Source organism: Pseudomonas sp. GW821-FHT09C08 (assembly GCF_059418125.1).
Window position 1 is genome coordinate 1220274 of record NZ_JBWKPG010000001.1, and the last position, 18693, is coordinate 1238966.

General features: G+C 62.9%; 15 protein-coding genes and 1 pseudogene. 9 read left to right on the top strand and 7 right to left on the bottom strand.

Translation table 11 applies throughout. The annotated features are described in order from the left end of the window. Nucleotides 1-69 precede the first annotated feature (69 nt). From AC07OJ_RS05145 to AC07OJ_RS05155, 3 genes and pseudogenes are all read left to right on the top strand, one after another. Nucleotides 70-4071 carry a bifunctional nitrate reductase/sulfite reductase flavoprotein subunit alpha gene (locus tag AC07OJ_RS05145; protein WP_495094122.1) on the top strand — a complete coding sequence of 1334 codons (4002 nt, stop codon included), beginning with the start codon at nucleotides 70-72 and terminating at the stop codon, nucleotides 4069-4071. A gap of 231 nt (nucleotides 4072-4302) precedes the next feature. Then, nucleotides 4303-5307, top strand: a pseudogene (locus AC07OJ_RS05150) (cache domain-containing protein); the annotation flags it as partial. A gap of 87 nt (nucleotides 5308-5394) precedes the next feature. Further along, nucleotides 5395-6162, top strand: a complete 768-nt coding sequence (locus tag AC07OJ_RS05155) for a methyl-accepting chemotaxis protein (protein WP_371905347.1) — start codon at nucleotides 5395-5397, stop codon at nucleotides 6160-6162. Here the strand turns inward: AC07OJ_RS05155 and AC07OJ_RS05160 are convergent. The 4 genes from AC07OJ_RS05160 to AC07OJ_RS05175 all read right to left on the bottom strand — a co-directional run bounded on the left by AC07OJ_RS05160 (nucleotide 6152) and on the right by AC07OJ_RS05175 (nucleotide 9677). Then, nucleotides 6152-6946, bottom strand: a complete 795-nt coding sequence (locus AC07OJ_RS05160) for an alpha/beta fold hydrolase (protein ID WP_495094123.1) — start codon at nucleotides 6944-6946, stop codon at nucleotides 6152-6154. The two genes, AC07OJ_RS05155 and AC07OJ_RS05160, sit on opposite strands and share 11 nt — an antisense overlap. A gap of 79 nt (nucleotides 6947-7025) precedes the next feature. Then, nucleotides 7026-7928 carry a LysR family transcriptional regulator gene (locus AC07OJ_RS05165; protein WP_106803673.1) on the bottom strand — a complete coding sequence of 301 codons (903 nt, stop codon included), beginning with the start codon at nucleotides 7926-7928 and terminating at the stop codon, nucleotides 7026-7028. Between the two features lie 478 nt (nucleotides 7929-8406). After that, a complete protein-coding gene (locus AC07OJ_RS05170; protein ID WP_495094124.1) occupies nucleotides 8407-9201 on the bottom strand; it encodes a nucleotidyltransferase domain-containing protein in 795 nt (264 codons plus the stop codon). Then, nucleotides 9198-9677, bottom strand: coding sequence for a P-loop nucleotide/nucleoside kinase family protein (locus AC07OJ_RS05175; protein WP_495094125.1), 480 nt, complete (start codon nucleotides 9675-9677; stop codon nucleotides 9198-9200). Before AC07OJ_RS05175 ends, AC07OJ_RS05170 begins: the two co-directional genes overlap by 4 nt. Nucleotides 9678-9939: 262 nt before the next feature. On the opposite strand from AC07OJ_RS05175, the gene AC07OJ_RS05180 reads away from it, so the two are divergent. The 4 genes from AC07OJ_RS05180 to AC07OJ_RS05195 all read left to right on the top strand — a co-directional run bounded on the left by AC07OJ_RS05180 (nucleotide 9940) and on the right by AC07OJ_RS05195 (nucleotide 13055). After that, entirely contained in the window at nucleotides 9940-10263 is a 324-nt protein-coding gene (locus tag AC07OJ_RS05180) for a hypothetical protein (RefSeq protein WP_201144843.1), read from the top strand. A gap of 90 nt (nucleotides 10264-10353) precedes the next feature. Then, nucleotides 10354-10776: a DUF2231 domain-containing protein gene (locus AC07OJ_RS05185; RefSeq protein ID WP_065908035.1), complete on the top strand. Its 423-nt coding sequence runs from the start codon at nucleotides 10354-10356 to the stop codon at nucleotides 10774-10776. Further along, a complete protein-coding gene (locus AC07OJ_RS05190; RefSeq protein WP_495094126.1) occupies nucleotides 10773-12065 on the top strand; it encodes a PQQ-dependent sugar dehydrogenase in 1293 nt (430 codons plus the stop codon). The genes AC07OJ_RS05185 and AC07OJ_RS05190 overlap by 4 nt, the downstream gene beginning before the upstream one ends. A gap of 69 nt (nucleotides 12066-12134) precedes the next feature. Continuing rightward, on the top strand, nucleotides 12135-13055 hold the full coding sequence (locus tag AC07OJ_RS05195) for a bifunctional helix-turn-helix transcriptional regulator/GNAT family N-acetyltransferase (protein WP_106803667.1): 921 nt from the start codon (nucleotides 12135-12137) through the stop codon (nucleotides 13053-13055). A gap of 42 nt (nucleotides 13056-13097) precedes the next feature. Here the strand turns inward: AC07OJ_RS05195 and AC07OJ_RS05200 are convergent, their stop codons facing one another. Continuing rightward, nucleotides 13098-14501 (bottom strand): MFS transporter, encoded by a 1404-nt coding sequence (locus AC07OJ_RS05200; RefSeq protein WP_495094127.1) that lies wholly within the window; start codon nucleotides 14499-14501, stop codon nucleotides 13098-13100. A 144-nt stretch (nucleotides 14502-14645) separates the two neighbouring features. Further along, nucleotides 14646-15170: a GNAT family N-acetyltransferase gene (locus AC07OJ_RS05205; RefSeq protein WP_065908027.1), complete on the bottom strand. Its 525-nt coding sequence runs from the start codon at nucleotides 15168-15170 to the stop codon at nucleotides 14646-14648. A 539-nt stretch (nucleotides 15171-15709) separates the two neighbouring features. Between AC07OJ_RS05205 and proP the strand changes: the two genes are divergently transcribed. Beyond that, complete coding sequence (gene proP / locus AC07OJ_RS05210; RefSeq protein WP_065908025.1) at nucleotides 15710-17212, top strand: glycine betaine/L-proline transporter ProP; 1503 nt, start codon at nucleotides 15710-15712, stop codon at nucleotides 17210-17212. A 51-nt stretch (nucleotides 17213-17263) separates the two neighbouring features. Continuing rightward, on the top strand, nucleotides 17264-17770 hold the full coding sequence (locus tag AC07OJ_RS05215) for a GAF domain-containing protein (protein WP_065908023.1): 507 nt from the start codon (nucleotides 17264-17266) through the stop codon (nucleotides 17768-17770). On the opposite strand, the gene AC07OJ_RS05220 is transcribed toward AC07OJ_RS05215, so the two are convergent. Continuing rightward, nucleotides 17745-18668: an AraC family transcriptional regulator gene (locus tag AC07OJ_RS05220; RefSeq protein ID WP_495094128.1), complete on the bottom strand. Its 924-nt coding sequence runs from the start codon at nucleotides 18666-18668 to the stop codon at nucleotides 17745-17747. The two genes, AC07OJ_RS05215 and AC07OJ_RS05220, sit on opposite strands and share 26 nt — an antisense overlap. Nucleotides 18669-18693 lie beyond the last annotated feature (25 nt).

The window sequence follows — 18693 nt, forward strand, 5'->3', positions numbered from 1 at the left end:
TCCCCGTTTCCAACGGAGGGTTGCAGGGCGCTTTTTTTATGCCGGGCACAAAGCAGTCGAGGGGTACGGATGGCAATTCAAAGCGTGCGCAGCGTGTGCCCTTATTGTGGTGTGGGCTGCGGCATCGTCATGCAGGTCGAGCACAACAAGGTGGTCAAGGTGATCGGCGACAAGGCCCACCCCACCAATTTCGGCCGCCTGTGCACCAAGGGCACTACCTGCGGGCAATCCATTGCCGAGTCCGGCCGCATGGAAAACGCCTACGTGCGTCAGGCGCGCGATCACGACCCGGTGCGCATTGGCATCGACACGGCCATCAGCGACACGGCCAGTCGTTTGCGCCACATTCTCGACACCCACGGGCCCGACGCGCTGGCGTTCTACGTGTCCGGGCAAATGTCCCTGGAAGCCCAATACCTGGTCAACAAACTCGCCAAGGGGTTTGTGCGCACCCAGTACATCGAGTCCAACTCGCGCCTGTGCATGGCCAGCGCCGGCAGTGGCTACAAGCTGTCCCTGGGCGCCGATGGGCCTCCGGGATCCTATGCAGATTTCGACCGCGCCGACCTGTTCTTCGTGATCGGCGCGAATATGGCCGACTGTCACCCGATCCTGTTCCTGCGCATGATGGACCGGGTCAAGGCCGGGGCGAAACTCATCGTGGTCGACCCCCGACGCAGTGCCACGGCGGACAAGGCCAACCTGTTCCTGCAGATCGCCCCCGGCACCGACCTCGCCCTGCTCAACGGCCTGTTGCACCTGCTGGTGAAAAACGGCCACACGGACCCGGCCTTTATCGCGGCCTTCACCGAAGGCTGGGACGCCATGCCCGGTTTCCTCAAGGACTACCCGCCGGCGCGGGTTGCGCAACTGACCGGCCTGGCTGAAGCCGACATCCGCCAGGCCGCCGCCTGGATCGGCCAGGCCGGCGATTGGATGAGCTGCTGGACCATGGGCCTCAACCAGAGCACCCACGGCACCTGGAACACCAACGCGCTGTGCAACCTGCACCTGGCCACCGGCGCGATCTGCCGCCCCGGCAGCGGGCCGTTTTCCCTCACCGGCCAGCCCAACGCCATGGGCGGGCGCGAAATGGGCTACATGGGCCCGGGCCTGCCGGGGCAGCGCTCGGTGCTGGTCGAGGCCGACCGCGCCTTTATCGAAGACCTCTGGCAACTGCCCGCAGGCAGCCTGCCGCGCCAGGTCGGCGGCGGCACCGTGGCGATGTTCGAGCAGATGGCCGCCGGGCAGATCAAGGCCTGCTGGATCATCTGCACCAACCCGGTGGCCAGCGCGCCGAATCGACGCAAGGTCATTGAAGGCTTGCAGGCCGCCGAACTGGTGATCACCCAGGACGCCTTCCTCGACACCGAGACCAACCGCTACGCCGACATCCTGTTGCCCGGCGCACTCTGGGCCGAAGCCGAAGGCGTGATGATCAACTCCGAACGCAATCTGACCCTGATGCAGAAAGCCGTCGACGCCCCCGGCGAGGCCTTGCCCGACTGGCAGATCATCGCCCGGGTCGCCTGCGCGATGGGCTTTGCCGAGGCCTTCACCTACACCTGCGCCGCCGACGTATTCGACGAAATCAAGCGCGCCTGGAACCCCAAGACTGGCTATGACATGCGCGGCGCCAGCCATGCACGCCTGCGCGAAACGCCCTTGCAATGGCCCTGCGCATCCGCAGATGGCGCCGACCGCAACCCGATCCGCTACCGGCATGGCGACACACTCAAGTTCGCCACCGAAACCGGCAAGGGCCAGTTCCTCGCCCGTCCGCACATGCCGCCAGCGGAGATGCCGGATGCGACGTTTCCCTTTGTGCTCAACACCGGCCGCCTGCAGCACCAATGGCACACCCTGACCAAGACTGGCAAGGTCGCCACGCTGAACAAACTCAACCCCGGCCCGTTCGTGGAATTGCATCCCGAAGACGCCGCGCAACTGGGCATCAAGGACCAGGACCGGGTCGAGATTCGCTCATCACGCGGGCATGCCGTGCTCCCTGCGGTGGTCACCGACCGCGTGCGGGCGGGCAACTGTTTTGCGCCGTTTCACTGGAACGATGTGTTTGGCGAACACCTGGCGATCAATGCAGTGACCAACGACGCCGTCGACCCGATTTCGTTGCAGCCGGAATTCAAGTTCTGCGCCGTGGCCCTGACGCGGATCGAGCTGATCGACCATCAGTTCCTCGACGCGCCCAAACCCGTAACCCGCGTTATCCCCCCTTCAGCAGAGGACCTCACCATGTCGCGCCTCGACGCCTTCGCCGATCTCGCGGGCCTGCGCAACGTGCCGGCGCCGGCACTCAGCGACAGCGAACGCACCTACCTTGCGGGCTTTCTCAGTGGCCTGCGCGCCAGCACTGGCCACGAAGCCGGCGTACCGGTGATGCCGGCGCAGGCCCCCTTGGCCAAAGACACTCGGTTGTGGCTCGACGGCCTGCTGGGTGGGCTGTTCAGTCGTGCGCAAGCGGTCGAAGCCAGCGCCCTGCCCGGCCCGGCCGTCACCCTGCTGTGGGCCTCGCAAACCGGCAACGCCGAAACCCTGGCCGAGCGCTGTGCCCAACGCCTGCGCGACGCCGGCATAGAGGTGGTGCTCAGCGCCATGGCTGACTTCCCCGCCAGCAGACTCGCCAGTACCCACACCCTGGCCCTCATCAGCAGCACCTTCGGCGACGGCGACCCACCGGACAACGGCGAAAGTTTCTGGCGCAGCCTCAGCAGCGCCGACATCCGCCTTGAATCGTTGCGCTATGCGGTGCTGGCGCTGGGCGATCCCAATTACGACCAGTTCTGCAAGCACGGTAAACAGCTCGACCAGCGCCTGCAGGAACTGGGCGCCACTCGCCTGCTGGAACGCGTCGACTGTGACACCGAATTCGAAAGCCGTGCCGACGCCTGGCTGGCGCAATTGCAGCAAACCCTCAACCCGGCCAAACCTGCAGCGCCCGCCACACCCGCCGGCAAAACCAAGCTGTTCGGGTCACGCCTGCTGCTCAACCGGCACTTGAACCCGCACAGCGCGCACAAGGAAACCCGCCAGTTCGCCCTCGACCTGGCCGACTCCGGGCTGAGCTATGAAGCCGGCGATGCGTTAGGGGTGATGCCGCGCAACTGTCCGGAACTGGTCAGTGAACTGCTCGACCTGACTCGCCTGCGCGCCAGCACCTGCGTGAATGTCGACACCTTCGGCGAAGTGGCCCTGCAACAGGCGCTGACCCAGCACTTCGAAATTGCCCGTCCCAGCGGCGACACGCTCGCGTTCATCGCCGAGCGCAGCGCCAATCCGGGCCTCAAGCAGTTGCTCGAACCCGAGCGCAAAGCCGAGCTGAAGGACTGGCTGTGGGGCCGACAGCTGGCGGACGTGCTGCACCACTATCCGATTGAATGCACAGCGCAGGAGCTGCTCGGCACCCTCAAGCGCCTGCAACCGCGCCTGTATTCAATCGCCTCCAGCGCCAAGGCTTACCCGCGCGAAGTCCATCTGACGGTGGCCGCGCTGCGTTATGGCCGGCGCAAAGGCGTGTCGTCGACCTTCCTCGCCGACCGCGCCGGCGACGCCGAGGTGCCGGTGTTCGTGCAGCCGTCGCGGCACTTTCGGACACCCAGCGACGGTAATGTGCCGATGATCATGATCGGCCCCGGCACCGGCGTGGCGCCGTTCCGCGCGTTTTTGCAGGAACGCCGGGCACAGGGGCATCAGGGCCGCAACTGGCTGTTCTTCGGTGAACAACATGCGGCCAGCGATTTTTACTACCAGGAGGAACTGCAAGACTTGCAGCACGATGGCCTGCTGACCCACCTGAGCCTGGCGTTTTCCCGCGACCAGGCGCAGAAGGTCTACGTGCAGGACCGCCTGCGCGATCACGGTGCGGAGCTGTGGCGCTGGTTGCAGGAAGGCGCGCAGCTGTATATCTGCGGTGACGCCAGCCATATGGCCAAGGATGTCGACCAGGCACTCCGTCAGATCGCGCAAACCCACGGCGGGCTTGGCGCGGAGAGCGCGGCGGAGTACTGGCGCGCATTGAGCGAGCAGAAGCGTTATCTGCGTGATGTGTACTGATTGGATACAGAACAATAAGCACTTTGTATTGTGTACAAGAAACCCTAAAGATTTATCCGACCCAGGCCGAAACAGCAGGCATAGCAAATCGCCGCCACTCTAGGCTGGACGGCGTCGATTTGGCCGCCCTCCACGCTGATGGTCGTCTCGATGAAAATAAAAAATAAGCTTGTACTCGCGTTTGTCTCGGTCGCATTTATCCCGGTAAGCCTGGTCGCCGTGATTTCGGTGATGAACACGCGGACCCAGGCCGTCGATCAGTTCATCGACGGCAGCACGCGGGAAATCCGCCAGATCGATGGCAACATCCGGCAGTTCTTTGATGGCACGCTGCAAAACGTCGATCAAATGGCCACTGATCCTGTATACACTTCCGTGAACACCCTGAAGAACTATCAACCCGCCGATGCCGCCAGCCAGCCTATGCCGGCCGAGGCCCAAGCGATGATCGAGCGCTTCGCGCGCTTCGGTGCCACGCACCCGGCGGCGGCCATCCTGTCCATCGGCCTGGAAGACGGTACCTACGTGAAATGGCCGGATGACCCGCAGCTGGCCAAGTACGATCCGCGCACACGCCCCTGGTACAAGGCGGCAATGGCCAGCCCCGGCAAGACCGTGCGCACCCCTGCGTACTATTACGACAAGGACGACGTGGCCCTGGTCGGCACCGCGCGCGCCTTGCTGGATAACAGCGGCAAGGCCAAGGGCGTGTTCGTGGTCAGCGTGTCGCTGAAGAACCTCACCGAGTTGGTCAAGAGCATCAAGCTTGGCGAAAGCGGCTACGTGATGCTGATCGAAGACGGCGTGGTGCTGGTCGATCCGCGCGACGCCGCCCACAGCTTCAAGCCACTCAAGGACCTCGGCGCCGCTTATGCCCAACTGGCCGCGACGCCCCAGGGATCCACCGAGGTCGAGATCGATGGCGTGCGCTACATGGCCAACGTCTGGACTTCCCCGGGCCTGGGCTGGCGCTACATCGGCCTGATCGAACATCGCGAAGTCATGGCCGAAGCCATGCGCATGACCTACCTCACCGCCGTCATCGTCGGTGTGCTGGTGTTGATCTTCGGGCTGATCGCCGCGGCGTTCTCCAAGGTCATCGTCAAGCCCATCGGCCAGGTCAGCACCGGCCTGCAGTCGATCGCCCAGGGCGAAGGCGACCTGCGTCATGAGCTGCAGGTGCAGGGCAAGGATGAAACCGCCGAACTGGCCGGCTGGTTCAACAAGTTTCTCGCCGCCATTCGCCAACTGATCCAGCATATCGGCGCGGCGTCGGCCAACTTGCAGAACGCCTCGAAGGTCAACAGCGAAGTGGCGCACAACATGAACGAGGCCGCCGGGCGCCAGCGCGAAGCGGTGGAACTGGTCTCCACCGCGTTCAACGAAATGGTCGCCACCGCCAACGAAGTCGCGCGCTCCTGCAGCGGCGCGGCGGAGTCTGCCGAGAACGGCCACCGCCGTGTCGCCGAGGGCAAGCAGCAGATCGAAGTCACCACCGACAACGTCAACCGCCTGGGCCGCCGCCTGACCGAATCGTCGCAGGCGATGGTCGAGCTGGAAGCCGGCAGTCGCAGCATCAATCAGATCCTCGGCACCATTCGCGCGATTGCCGAACAGACCAACCTGCTGGCGCTGAATGCCGCCATCGAGGCCGCCCGCGCCGGTGACCAGGGCCGTGGTTTTGCCGTGGTTGCCGATGAGGTGCGCGCGTTGGCCAAGCGCACCTCCGACTCCACCGGCGAGATCGAGCAACTGCTCGGCACCCTGGAAAACAAGACCCAGGAAGTCACGCAAAAGATGGGCAGTTGCCTGGATCTGTCACGCGCGAGTGTGTCGTCCATCGAAAGCGCGCGCGACAGTTTTGAAGGCATCCAACTGTCGGTCAACGAGATCCGTGACCAGAACCTGCAGATCTCCGCCGCCGCCGAGGAACAACACAGCGTCGCCGAAGAGATCAACCGGCATATCCAGCAGATCTACGACGAGGCGCGACTGGTGGAAAGCCTGGCCAACTCGGCGCAGGACGACTCGGGACGGCTGTCGAACCTGTCGGATGAGCTGAATGGGCTGGTGGGCCGCTTCAAGTCCTGATGAACGCCGAGATCTGTTGCCACATGGCACGCGGGTTGGAATACATCGGGAAGTGCCCGCACTCGGCAATCGGCGCCAGGCGCACACCGTGTGCCTGGATATGCGCGAGGTAGGACAGCCCGGCGTTCTGCTCGCCGTACATGAACAGACGCGGGCACGGCAGGCCGAGGAACTTGTCCATCAGCCCGGCGTTATCCGACAGCTCCACCATCGACTGGAAAATCCCGCGCACCGCGCCGGCCCGCACCTTGTGGCGCAGGCTGGCCGAGTACAGCGCGCTGGCATACGCCGGGGCCTGGCGGGTGCGCTCGATGAAGGCGCGGAAAAACGCCTCGGGATCGTCCGCCGGGTAGTCGACGATCTGGCGGCTGAGGAAGCAGTCTTCCGGGGCGATGTTGCCCTCTATGTCGATGAAGCTCAGCACACGCCCGGGAAAACGGTGCGCCAGCATCAGCGCCGTCAGGCCGCCCATGGAGTGGCCGACCAAATGAAAGCGCTCGATCTGGAAATGCGCCAGCACCTGCAACGCGGTGTCGAGCAGGAACGGGATGCTGATCTTTGTCAGGTCGGCGCACTGGCTTTCACCGCAGCCGGGGGCGTCGTAGGCAATGAACGGGTGCCCGTCGAACGCCGGGTGCAGGTCGATATCGGCGTAGTCTTCCTTGGTCGAGCCAAATCCGTGCAGGAACACGATGGGCGCGCGGTCGCCAGTGCGATGGATCGCGGCGATGTCCAGCGATACGCCGTCTACCGTCAGCGGCAAGTGGGTGTGAGTGAACGACATGATGGGGTTTCCTGGAACAGACAGCCCGGCAATTTCAGCGGTTTCCTGCCTGCTGTAAATGACGGATAACGGAACGCGTTCATACGCCAATCGTATGGGTCTGGAAGTGCTCGATCAGCTCGCTCACCAGCGGGTTGGGCCGTTCGGTGTTCCAGGCGACTGCGGTGGTCACCACGTTGAGTTTCTGCGTCAGGGCGCGCAAAACCACGTTGTCCGGCGCCAGTTTTTTCAGCGCTGCCGGCACCAGCGCAATGCCCTGGCCGCAGCTGACAAAGGCGATTTGCGAGGCCACCGAGCGCACTTCGTGCAGGACCCGGGGCGAGAAACCACTGGCACGGCAGGTGGCGATGAGGTTATCGAAGTACACCGGGCTGACCTTGCGCGAAAACATCACCAGCGGCTCGCTGGCCAGGCTCGACAGGCTGATGCGCGTACGCGACGCCAAGGGGTGATTGCTGGGCAAGGCCACCATCAGGCGATCCTCGCGCAGCGGCAGCGACTGGATTGCCTGGCCGAGGTCGCCGTCCAGCCGGGCGAAGGCCAGGTCGATATCACCCGCTTCCAGGGCCGGCACCGCCTCGACGCTGTCGATCTCGCGCACCGACACGGTGAGGTGCGGGTAGCGTTGCTTGAGTTGGTCGATCAAGCCGGGCAACACATCGAACATCGCCGTGGAAATCGCGCCGATGGTCAGCATGCCGGACTGCCCCGCTACCGCCTCTTCCACCGCCAGCTCCAGGCGCTCCAGCTGCTCGGCAAACTTGCGCACCGCCGGCAGGATCGCCGCGCCGACCGGCGTCAACTTCGCCCCACGCCGCGAGCGTTCGAACAAGGTGACCTTGAGCGCCTGCTCCAGCACCTGGATTTGCTCGCTCAACGGCGGCTGCGACATCCCGAGGCGCTTGGCGGCGCGGCCGAAGTTCTGCTCTTCGGCAACGGCGAGGAACAGCCAGAGGTGACGAATCAGGCGGAAGTTGATCATGGGCGGTCCATAGGCTGTGCGTATGTAATGATGCGTTGATTGCCAATATACCTATCATTGATGTCGACCGGCATGGGTGTTTTGATCACCGGTTTCCTCGGGCGCGGTTATGGGGCTCGGATTCCAGCCACCCCACCGCCCAACTGTAGGAGCTGTCGAGCTTTAGCGAGGCTGCGAAGGCGGCAGTACAGACAACCCTTCTGTGCCTGACCCACCGCCTTCGCGGCCTCGCTAAAGCTCGACGGCTCCCACAGGAAAGCGCCTGTGTGAGTGGGATTTTGTGCAGCAAGCTAGCACAGGGGGTCGCGATATTCAGCAGTATATGAAGGGGATTTGAGCAAGCACCGCGTTTCGCTGTATGGCTTGGATTCCAGCTACCCCACCGCCCCACTGTGGGAGTTGTCGAGCCCCAGCGAGGCTGCGAAGGCGGCGGCACTGACAACCCTTCTGTGCCTGACATACCGCCTTCGCGGCCTCGCTAAAGCTCGACGGCTCCCACCGGAGGATGAGTCACCATCCAGTCCAGGAACGCCTGCAGCCGGGTACAGAACGGGTCGCCCGCCGCACTCGGGTTCCTGGCTTCAAACAGAAAGAACGCCACATGAGTGACCCTGGCCGGGTACCACTGGACGAACAGCGCCACATATTCTTCCAGCGTCTGCGGCCATGTCACTGCCGACTCGGCACTCAAGACATGCGTCGCCCTGATCAACTTGCGCGACGCCTCGCGCTGCAAACGAAGGCGCTCCTGCTCGGTGCCGGCCTGTGCGATGCGGGTGAGGTAGGCACCCAACACCTCGGCGAAGTCCGCATTCACCGCTGACGCAATCTCACGGCAGGGCCGAAACCGCTCGAACTGCAGCGACAAGTCGTCACCCCACAGGCAGCGGCAGTGATGCTTGAGCCAGAAGCCCCAACTGTTGCGGTGTTCAGCCGACAACACCTGCGCACGGCTGCCGATATCGAAATCTATCTTGGTGACCTCGGGATGCCGCCGCTCCAGCGCAAGGCGCAGCACCTCCAGTTGCTGCACACTCTGCGCAGTCGGCGGCTCGCGCAGCACCAGCGTCAGGTCCAGGTCGCTGACACCCGGCGTGGCCTCGCCGCGCGCGACGCTGCCATACAGGTAAATGCCGTCCAGCCCCAACGCCGGCAGCGACAACGAGCTGCACACATCCGCGAGCAACGCCTGGAACGCCGGCTGCACAGGCACCCGGCCTACCGTCAGGATAAAGCCCTCGGCATCAAGGCCGGTGGAATGCACGGTACTCACGGACGATGCACCTCAATCACCAGTCCTTCCTCCGCACTCGGCACACAGAAATGGCGGGTGATCAGCTCAAACTCGGCATCGGTGGCGGCGAAGTCATGCTCGCCACGTGCATTGCGTGCGTGCAGCCGCGCGCGGCAGATGGCGTCATCGAGTTCCAGGTAATGCAGGCAGTGCGGCGCCCCGGCGGCCTGCGCCAACCCCAGCAGCGCTGCGCGATTGGCCAGGGTGTTGGCAGGAAAATCCAGTACCACATTGACGCCTGCTCCCAGCAGATCAACCACCAGCGGCCCCAACACCGCTTGAATCCGTTGGGCGCAGCGCAGGTAGTCGGCGATCGACAGCACTTCACCCGGGTATAAGCGGGCGAGCCAGGCATCTTCGCTGAGCAGGATGGCCGCGTGCTCGGCCGCCAAGGTCTTGGCCAGTGTCGACTTACCGGCGGCGATCTTGCCGCACAGCAGGTGCAGGGTAGGCATGGGCACAGCTCCATTGTCTGAATCAAGGATGCCAACGCTGCCACATTTTTGCCCCGCGTGTCGAAGCACAGCGATGCACGCTCGATCAATTAAGTTGAATTCCTGCGTTTACAGGGCGGTCACCTATAAGGACGACAGCGAGACGACAACGCAATGGAGGTGGTTATGAACCTTGCAATGACACTCTTCAGCCTGTTTGCCGGTTGGATGGCTATTGTGATTTCAATGATGTGGGGCGTACTGCGGGTGCTGCGCTGGCACCATGATTAGCACGCCGGATGGGCGCTACTTTGTGGTCAAGGGCCAACTCTGGCGCTGCACGGACCCGGCGCTGGATGACGCCACGCGACAACGCTGGGTCAATGACTTGATGGACGCCCGCCGCGCGGTCAAGACGGCCAAGGCCAGCGGCGATCCCCAACAACTCAAGGCCGCACGCCAACAGGTGCAGCGCGCCAAGGTCGCTCTCGGCGAGCGCGGCCCCGTATGGTGGACCGATGGCAGTCCTGATTTCAATCGGTGCCAGGTTGCCAACACGCCCTATGCCGCCTGGTTCGAAAAACATCTCGACACGAAACCCCACTGAACTTTCTTACAAACGGCACGTTCCTTTCCTATGCGAAGTCATCGCGCCCCTGAGCCCATGGGCGCAGAACGATAAGGAGCCGCCACCCCCATGACCACCCTCCCCACCTACCGCTATACCCCAGGGCCGCTGCATGCGACGTTGCTCGCCGGCAGTGTGCCGCTGTTTCTAGGGGCCTTGCTCAGTGATATTGCCTACGGGCAGACCTACCAGATTCAATGGGCCAACTTCGCTTCCTGGCTGATCGCCGGCGCGTTGGTGTTCAGCGGTTTTGCACTGCTGTTCGCACTGGTCAATCTGCTGCGCGCCCGGCCCAAGGCTGGGCGCCCGACCGTGTACTTCCTGCTGTTGCTCGCGGCCTGGGTAGTGGGGCTGGTCAACGCCTTCCAGCATGCCAAGGACGCCTACGCCATGATGCCCACGGGCCTGGTGCTGTCGGCGATCGTCACGCTGCTGGCGGTGGCGGCGACGTGGACCGGCCTGACCAACCTGCGCTCGGGAGATGCCCAATGAAAACGTCCAGCACCCTGACCGTATTGAGTGCAGCGCTGCTGCTGAGCGCCTGCGGTGGCGAAGGTGACAAGACCCAGGCCCGCGGCCCCGACCCGAAGTTGCCGGAGCAGCAAAGCAGCCTGCTGCCGAGCATGAAGATCGCCGAACCAACGCCATGGGGCGAACAGAAACCCCAGGTCCCCGAGGGCTACAGCGTCACCGCCATTGCCACCGACCTGGCCATCCCGCGCCAGACCCTGGTGCTGCCCAACGGCGACATCCTTATCGCCGAAGGCCGTGGCGGCAGCGCGGCCAAGCTCAAGCCCAAGGACGTGATCGCCAGCGTGATCAAGGCCCAGGGCAACACCAAGGTCAAGGGCGGCAACCGCCTGACGCTGCTGCGGGATGCCGACGGTGATGGCACCTACGAACTGAAGACCGTGTTCGCCGACAACCTCAACGCGCCCTACGGCCTGGCGTTTGCCGACGGCAAGCTCTACGTGGCCAACCAGGACGCGCTGGTGCGCTTCGATTACGTCGACGGCCAGACCAAAGCCAGCGGGCCGCCGACCAAGGTCACCGACCTGCCGGCGCAGATCAACCACCACTGGACCAAATCCCTGGCCGTGAGCGCCGATGGCCGCCAGCTCTACGTGGGCATCGGCTCGAACAGCAACATCACCGAACGCGGCATGGAAGTCGAAATCGACCGCGCCATGGTCTGGCAGATCGACGCGCAAACCGGCGCCCACAAGCCCTACGCCACCGGCTTGCGCAACCCGACGGCGTTGGCCATCCAGCCTGATTCCGGGCAACTGTGGACGGTGGTCAACGAACGCGACGAGCTGGGCCCGGACCTGGTGCCCGACTACCTGACCTCGGTACGCGAAGGGGCCTTCTACGGCTGGCCCTACAGCTACTGGGGCCAGAACGTCGACCCGCGCGCCCAACCACAGAACCCGGCCAAAGTTGCCGCCGCGATCAAGCCGGACTACAGCCTGGGCTCCCACGTGGCGGCACTCGGCGTGGACTTCTCCATCCCGGCGCTGGGCGAGAAATTCGCCGACGGTGTGTTTGTCGGCGAACACGGCAGTTGGAACCGCGACAACCCTGTGGGCTACAAAGTGATCTTCGTGCCGTTCAGTAATGGCAAGCCTTCCGGCGAGCCGATCGACTTCGCCACCGGTTTTCGCGGCGACGACGGCAAGACCCGCGGGCGCCCGGTGGGCGTGACGGTGGACCCCAGAGGTGCGTTGATCATCGCCGACGACCTGGCCAACACCGTTTGGCGGGTGACACGTAACCGCTGAGTAAAATGTTTGACTTGGTTGCCTGAAGCAACAATATAATTGCCTCGGGCAACCATTCGAGCATCCGCCATGTCTACACCCCAGCTTGTCGAACGCGCCGGCATCGTGCGCGGCTTCAACCGCTTCTATACCCACCAGATCGGCGTGCTGCAGGAACACCTGCTGCAGAGCGATTTCTCCCTGACCGAAATCCGTGTGATGTACGAGTTGTCATCGCGAGGCGACCTGACCAGCGCCGACCTGTGCCAGATGCTCAGCCTCGACGCGGGTTACCTGAGCCGGCTGACCAGCGGCCTGGAAAAAAACCGCCTGATCCAGAAAGTCCGCTCGCCCACCGACGCACGTGCGGTGCTGTTGCACCTCAGTGATCTGGGCCGCGCCGTACTGGCCCCGCTGGAGCAGCAGACGCAGAACGAAGTCATCGCCCTGCTCGATGCCCTGCCCGACGCCCAGCAACGCCAACTCACCGGCGCGATGCAACGCATCCAGGCCCTGCTGCAAGGCACTGCGCCGACCTACCTGCTGCGCGACCCGCAACCTGGCGACATGGGCCTGGTGGTGCAACAGCAATCGGCCTTATACGCGCGTGAATATGGCTGGAACTGGGAGTTCGAGGCGCTGGTGGCGGAGATTGTCGCCAAGTACCTGCGCGAGTTTGACCCAACGTGCGAGCGCTGCTGGATTGCGGAAAAGGACGGCGAGGTGGTGGGTTCGGTGTTTGTGGTGCGCCATGACGCCACCACCGCCAAGTTGCGCATGCTGTATGTCGACGCCAGCGCCCGAGGCATGGGCATTGGCCAGCGGCTGGTGGATGAATGCCTGCGTTTTGCCCGGCAGGCCGGCTATACAAGCATGCTGCTGTGGACGGTGAACATCCTCACCGACGCGCGCAAGCTATATCAGAAGGCGGGCTTCGAACTGACCGAGGAGGAGCCCACCGTCAGTTTCGGCAAGACCCTGGTCAGTGAGACGTGGGTACGCGCCCTGTAGAAAAATACCTCCCGCGCTGTACTCGGCGCGGGAGGCCAGGCGTTACAAATCAGTGATTTCCTTGTGGCGCGGCACCAGCGCTTTCATCACGCTCCACGCTACCAGGTAGGCCAGCGCACAGATCGCGAACATGATCATGTAGCCGGTATGGATATCATTGATCGACTTGTAGTAATCAAATACCCAGCCGCCGATCTTGGTCATCACCACCCCGCCGATACCGCCGGCCATGCCGCCGATGCCGACCACCGAGGCCACGGTTTTCTGCGGGAACATGTCGGACACGGTGGTGAAGATATTGCACGACCACGCCTGATGCGCCGACGCCCCCACCCCGATCAGCAACACCGGCACCCAGAAGCTGATATAGCCCAGCGGCTGCGCCAGCAATACCACCAGCGGGAACAGCGCGATCACCAGCATGGCTTTCATGCGACCGTCGTACGGTGCGTCGCCGCGCGCCATGAAGTAGCTGGGGAACCAGCCGCCGCCGATGCTGCCGACCATGGTCATGCTGTACAGCACCGCCAGGGGCATGACGATGTCGGCGCCTTTCATGCCGTATTGCGCGGACAGGTAGGTTGGCAGCCAGAACAGGAAGAACCACCACACGCCGTCAGTCATGAACTTGCCGAAGGCGAAGGCCCAGGTCTGGCGGTAGCTGAGCAATTTGAACCACGAGACTTTTTTCTCCGGCGTGCCGGCCGGCGCCGCCGTGAACGGCTGGACGGTCTGGTCGCTGCGGATATACGCCAGCTCTTCGGCGGACAGGCGTTTTTGCTGGTCGGGTTTTTCGTACAGCGCCGACCACACCGCCACCCACACGAAGCCCAACATGCCGATCACCATGAAGGCGGCTTCCCAGCCCCACAGGCCGGCAATCAATGGCACGCAGATGGGGGCCAGGATCGCGCCTACGTTGGCGCCGGAGTTGAAGATACCGGTGGCCAGCGAGCGTTCTTTCTTCGGGAAGTACTCGGCAGTGGCCTTGATCGCGATCGGGAAGTTACCCGCCTCGCCAATCGCCAGTACCGCGCGGGAGAGCATGAAGCCGGCAATCGACACCGGAATCACCGCCAGCCCGATCGCCCCGCTGACCGCCGCGATGCCCTCGCCCATCGGCACCGCGAACGCGTGCATGATTGCGCCGGTGGACCAGATGCCAATCGCCACGACATACGCGGCCTTGGTGCCGATCTTGTCGACGAAGCGCCCGGCGAACAGCATCGAAATCGCGTAGACGAACTGGAACACAGCGGCAATGTTGGCGTAGTCGGTATTGCTCCAGCCAAATTGCGTCGACAACTGCGGCGCCAGCAGGCTGAGCACCTGGCGGTCGAGGTAGTTGACGGTGGTCGCGAAAAACAACATCGCACAGATGGTCCAGCGATAGTTGCCTACCGCCTGGCCAACGCGGTGGGCGTTGATGGGCTCATTCAAGTTCATGGCATCACTTTTTATTTTTGTTAGTCAGGACATATGTAACGTCATATGTCGTCGTACAACTGTGGCTTTTATAGCGGGCTGCCTGACGGCTGTCAATCTGAAAGATTGCGGTTTTTGTGGGGTGTCACGCCGGTGTCAAAACTGTCAGGCGCGACAAGTTGTAGGATGACGCACGCACATGACCACGCTCGGGGCTTGGCCGGGTACGTCATCGAGTTCACCGAATGGCTGCATGCCGACTTTCTCCAGCACGCGAATCGAAGCGGCATGGTCCGGCCGCACCAAACCGAACACGGCGGGCAGCCCCAGGGTGTCAAACGCCAGCCTCAAGGCATCACGCGCGACTTCAGTGGCATAGCCCTGCCCCCAGGCCTCCACGGCAAAGCGATAACCCAGGTTGATGCGCGGTTGCGTGAGGTAGTTCAGCGGCGCAATACCGCCGAACCCGATGATGTGCGCCGGCGCTTCGCGCCGAGCAATCGCCCACCAGCCATAGCCATGCGCCGCCCATTGCTGCAGCCAGTGATCGAGCAGGCGCTGGGCCGCTGCCAGGTCTTGCATCGGGCCGGCCGGATTGAAGAGGTTGGTTTGCGGGTCACCGAAGATCGCGAACAATCGCGCCACATCCGTGGGCTGGGGCTGGCGGTAGGTAAGGCGTGGGGCGGTCATCGGCTAGCTCTCGTTTCTGTTTGTATATAGTAGTGTGTCTTTTTGCGGCGCACCGAACTGTGGTGAGCTGACTTATGCTGAGCAGGCTTATGGTGTGCAAGCTTATGGTGAGCACGCTTTTTGTGGTGAGCGGGCTTGCCCCGCGTTGGGCTGCGCAGCAGCCCCCATAAGTACCCCCTTTAAACATCAGGTATACCGTGGCGACTGGTTTTGGGGCTGCTGCGCAGCCCAACGCGGGGCAAGCCCGCTCGCCACAAAAAAATCCAGTTCACTACAAAAAAATCCAGCTCACTATAAAGAAAGCTAGTTCACTACAAAGACAGCCAGCTCACTACAAAAGAAGCCAGCTCGCCACGAAGAAAGCCAGCTCACCCCAAACCAATCCCCCCATAAAACCCAATCGGTTTAAAATCAGTTTCCCCGCCAAGCAAAAAAACACAAATAGTGGTGAATTATTTCGTGTCCCCTTGTATCTGAAGTGACAGAGCGGTGCCATCGCAACGATGGCACCTCCCCTGTTCTGCTTTAGAGTGGCCCGCATGAAATTACGTAAGAAAAGCGTCAAACCCATCGGATTGAAAGACATCACCATCGTCGACGACACCAAGATGCGCAAGGCGATCACCGCCGCCGCCCTGGGTAACGCCATGGAATGGTTCGACTTCGGTGTCTACGGGTTCGTCGCCTATGTGTTGGGTAAAGTGTTCTTCCCGGACGCCTCGCCCAGTGTCCAAATGATCGCCGCCCTCGCGACCTTCTCCGTGCCTTTCCTGATTCGTCCGCTGGGCGGCCTGTTCTTCGGCGCGCTGGGGGATAAATACGGGCGACAGAAAGTCCTCGCCGCGACCATCGTGATCATGTCGCTGAGTACCTTCGCCATCGGCTTGATTCCAGGCTACGCCTCCATCGGCATCTGGGCACCGATCCTGTTGCTGCTGTGCAAGATGGCCCAGGGATTCTCGGTGGGCGGCGAGTACACCGGCGCGTCGATTTTCGTTGCCGAATATGCGCCAGACCGCAAGCGCGGCTTCCTCGGCAGCTGGCTGGATTTTGGCTCGATTGCCGGCTTCGTGCTGGGTGCGGGTGTAGTGGTGCTGATCTCCAGCGTGCTCGGCGAAGCGGACTTCGAAGCCTGGGGCTGGCGCCTGCCGTTCTTCCTGGCCCTGCCCCTGGGCATCATCGGCCTGTACCTGCGCCATGCGCTGGAAGAGACCCCGGCGTTCCAACAACATGTCGACAAGCTTGAACAAGGCGACCGCGAAGGCCTGACCCACGGCCCGAAAGTGTCGTTCAAGGAAATCGCCACCAAGCACTGGCGCAGCCTGCTGACCTGCATCGGTATCGTCGCGGCCACCAACGTGACGTACTACATGCTGCTCACGTACATGCCCAGCTACCTCTCGCACAACCTGCACTACGCCGAAAACAGCGGCGTGCTGATCATCATCGCGATCATGGTCGGCATGCTGTTCGTGCAGCCGTTCATTGGCTTTGTCAGTGACAAGATCGGCCGCAAGCCTTTCATCATCGCCGGCAGCATCGGCCTGCTGTTCCTGGCCATCCCGGCGTTCATGCTGATCACCAGCGGCAAGACCGGGCTGATCTTCGCTGGCCTGCTGATCCTCGCGGTCGTGCTGAACTTCTTTATCGGCGTGATGGCTTCGACGCTGCCCGCGATGTTCCCCACCCACCTGCGCTACAGCGCCCTGGCCAGTGCGTTCAACGTGTCGGTATTGATCGCCGGCGTGACGCCAACCGCCGTGGCCTGGCTGGTGGAAAGCACCAATGACCTGTTCATGCCCGCCTATTACCTGATGGTGTTTGCCGTGATCGGCCTGATCACTGGCCTGACCATGAAGGAAACCGCCAACAAGCCTCTGCGCGGCGCAGCCCCTGCCGCCTCGGACATGGAAGAAGCCAAGGAACTCCTGCAGGAGCACCACGACAATATCGAGCAGAAAATCGAAGACATCGATGCCGAGATTGCCGCCCTGGAAGCCAAGCGCCAGAACCTGGTGCAGCAGCATCCACGGATTAATTAAGCCCTTACCCGGCGTGGCGGCCCCGGCCGTCGCGCCATTGGAGTGTCAAGCATGGTTTCAAGCGTCACCGCTGCACAATCGCTACTCAGCGCCGATGAACGCGCTGCCATCGCCGAAATAGAAGCCACCACCAGCATCCTGCAATTGGTCACCCGCCTGACCGGCATGCGCTTTGCCGGCATCGCCAAATTCACCGACCTGGAATGGATCGTCTGCTCCGTGCATGACACGGTCGACATGGGCATCCACGTCGACGACGTCCTCGACCTCGAAACCACCCTGTGCAGCGAGTTCTGCATCGACCCCCAGGCCCTGTTCATTCCGCAGATCAGCGACAACGGCCGCTTTGCATCGCGCCCGGTGGTCAAGCAATACGCGATCGAGAGCTACGCCGGTGCGCCGATCTTCCTGCCCGACGGCCGCCTGTTTGGCGCGCTGTGCGCACTGGATTCGCGGTCGATGCTGTTTGATGACCCCAACCTGCCGGAAACCCTCAGCCTGTTTGCACGCCTGATCGGCTGCATTTTCTACGCTAATCTGACCCCCGCAGATCAGTGACCGCCGCCTTGCCACGCAACGCGGCCATGTCGCGTTTGGGTGGTACTCCAAACAGTCGGCTGTATTCGCGACTGAACTGCGACGGGCTTTCGTAGCCAACCTTGAACGCAGCACTGGACACGTCCTGATGCTCGTTCAACATCAAGCGCCGCGCCTCGTTCAGGCGCAGCCATTTCTGATACTGCAGTGGACTCATCGCCGTCAGCTGGCGAAAGTGATGGTGAAAGGTCGCGGCACTCATTTGCACGCGCGCGGCCAATTCATCCACGCGCAAAGGGCCGTGGTAATTGAGTTTCAGCCAGTCGATTGCCCGGGCAATCCGGTAACCCTGGCCGTCCACCGAACAGATCTGCCGCAGGCGACCAGCCTGATCACTTTGCAGCAGCCGGTAGTGAATCTCGCGCTGGACCAAGGGGGCCAGCACCGGTATCGCCTCAGGCTCATCAAGCAATTCCACCAGGCGCGCGAACGACGCCAGCATGCCGGTGGTGACCGTGCCGATTCCCACGCCTTTGAGCACCGCCCGCTCGCGCCTGGGCGGCGCCTCACTCTGGGCGATCAGCTCGGCGAGGATGCGCAGGTCAAGCTTGAAGGTCAGGCCCAGGCAGGGTTTTTCCGGGCTGGCGGTGAGCACTTCCGAGTTGGCGGGAATGTCCAGCGAGGTCACCAGGAAGCGCGAGGTGTCATAAGGGTAACCCTCGCCGCCCACCCACAGTCGCTTCTCGCCCTGGGCCACCAGCACGATGCTCGGCTCGACCATGCACACCACCGGGGTCGCCGGCTCCTCACGGCGATAAAAGCCCAGGCCCGGGATCGGCATGGGGCTGTCCCCGGGTACCCGGACGCGCGCGCCAATGGCCTGGATCAGCACGTCCAGGGGCGTTGAATGAATGCTCATGAAGGGCCCTTTTTTCTGTTGATCG

Bases quoted from the DNA above. Each gene is read 5' to 3' on its own strand.
- AC07OJ_RS05180 (WP_201144843.1), top strand. From the start codon at position 9,940: ATGATTAGCACGCCGGATGGGCGCTACTTTGTGGTCAAGGGCCAACTC.
- AC07OJ_RS05215 (WP_065908023.1), top strand. From the start codon at position 17,264: ATGGTTTCAAGCGTCACCGCTGCACAATCGCTACTCAGCGCCGATGAA.
- AC07OJ_RS05165 (WP_106803673.1), bottom strand. From the start codon at position 7,928: ATGATCAACTTCCGCCTGATTCGTCACCTCTGGCTGTTCCTCGCCGTT.
- AC07OJ_RS05185 (WP_065908035.1), top strand. From the start codon at position 10,354: ATGACCACCCTCCCCACCTACCGCTATACCCCAGGGCCGCTGCATGCG.
- AC07OJ_RS05220 (WP_495094128.1), bottom strand. From the start codon at position 18,668: ATGAGCATTCATTCAACGCCCCTGGACGTGCTGATCCAGGCCATTGGC.
- AC07OJ_RS05145 (WP_495094122.1), top strand. From the start codon at position 70: ATGGCAATTCAAAGCGTGCGCAGCGTGTGCCCTTATTGTGGTGTGGGC.
- AC07OJ_RS05175 (WP_495094125.1), bottom strand. From the start codon at position 9,677: ATGCCTACCCTGCACCTGCTGTGCGGCAAGATCGCCGCCGGTAAGTCG.
- AC07OJ_RS05205 (WP_065908027.1), bottom strand. From the start codon at position 15,170: ATGACCGCCCCACGCCTTACCTACCGCCAGCCCCAGCCCACGGATGTG.
- AC07OJ_RS05200 (WP_495094127.1), bottom strand. From the start codon at position 14,501: ATGAACTTGAATGAGCCCATCAACGCCCACCGCGTTGGCCAGGCGGTA.
- AC07OJ_RS05190 (WP_495094126.1), top strand. From the start codon at position 10,773: ATGAAAACGTCCAGCACCCTGACCGTATTGAGTGCAGCGCTGCTGCTG.
- proP (WP_065908025.1), top strand. From the start codon at position 15,710: ATGAAATTACGTAAGAAAAGCGTCAAACCCATCGGATTGAAAGACATC.
- AC07OJ_RS05160 (WP_495094123.1), bottom strand. From the start codon at position 6,946: ATGTCGTTCACTCACACCCACTTGCCGCTGACGGTAGACGGCGTATCG.
- AC07OJ_RS05195 (WP_106803667.1), top strand. From the start codon at position 12,135: ATGTCTACACCCCAGCTTGTCGAACGCGCCGGCATCGTGCGCGGCTTC.
- AC07OJ_RS05155 (WP_371905347.1), top strand. From the start codon at position 5,395: ATGAACGAGGCCGCCGGGCGCCAGCGCGAAGCGGTGGAACTGGTCTCC.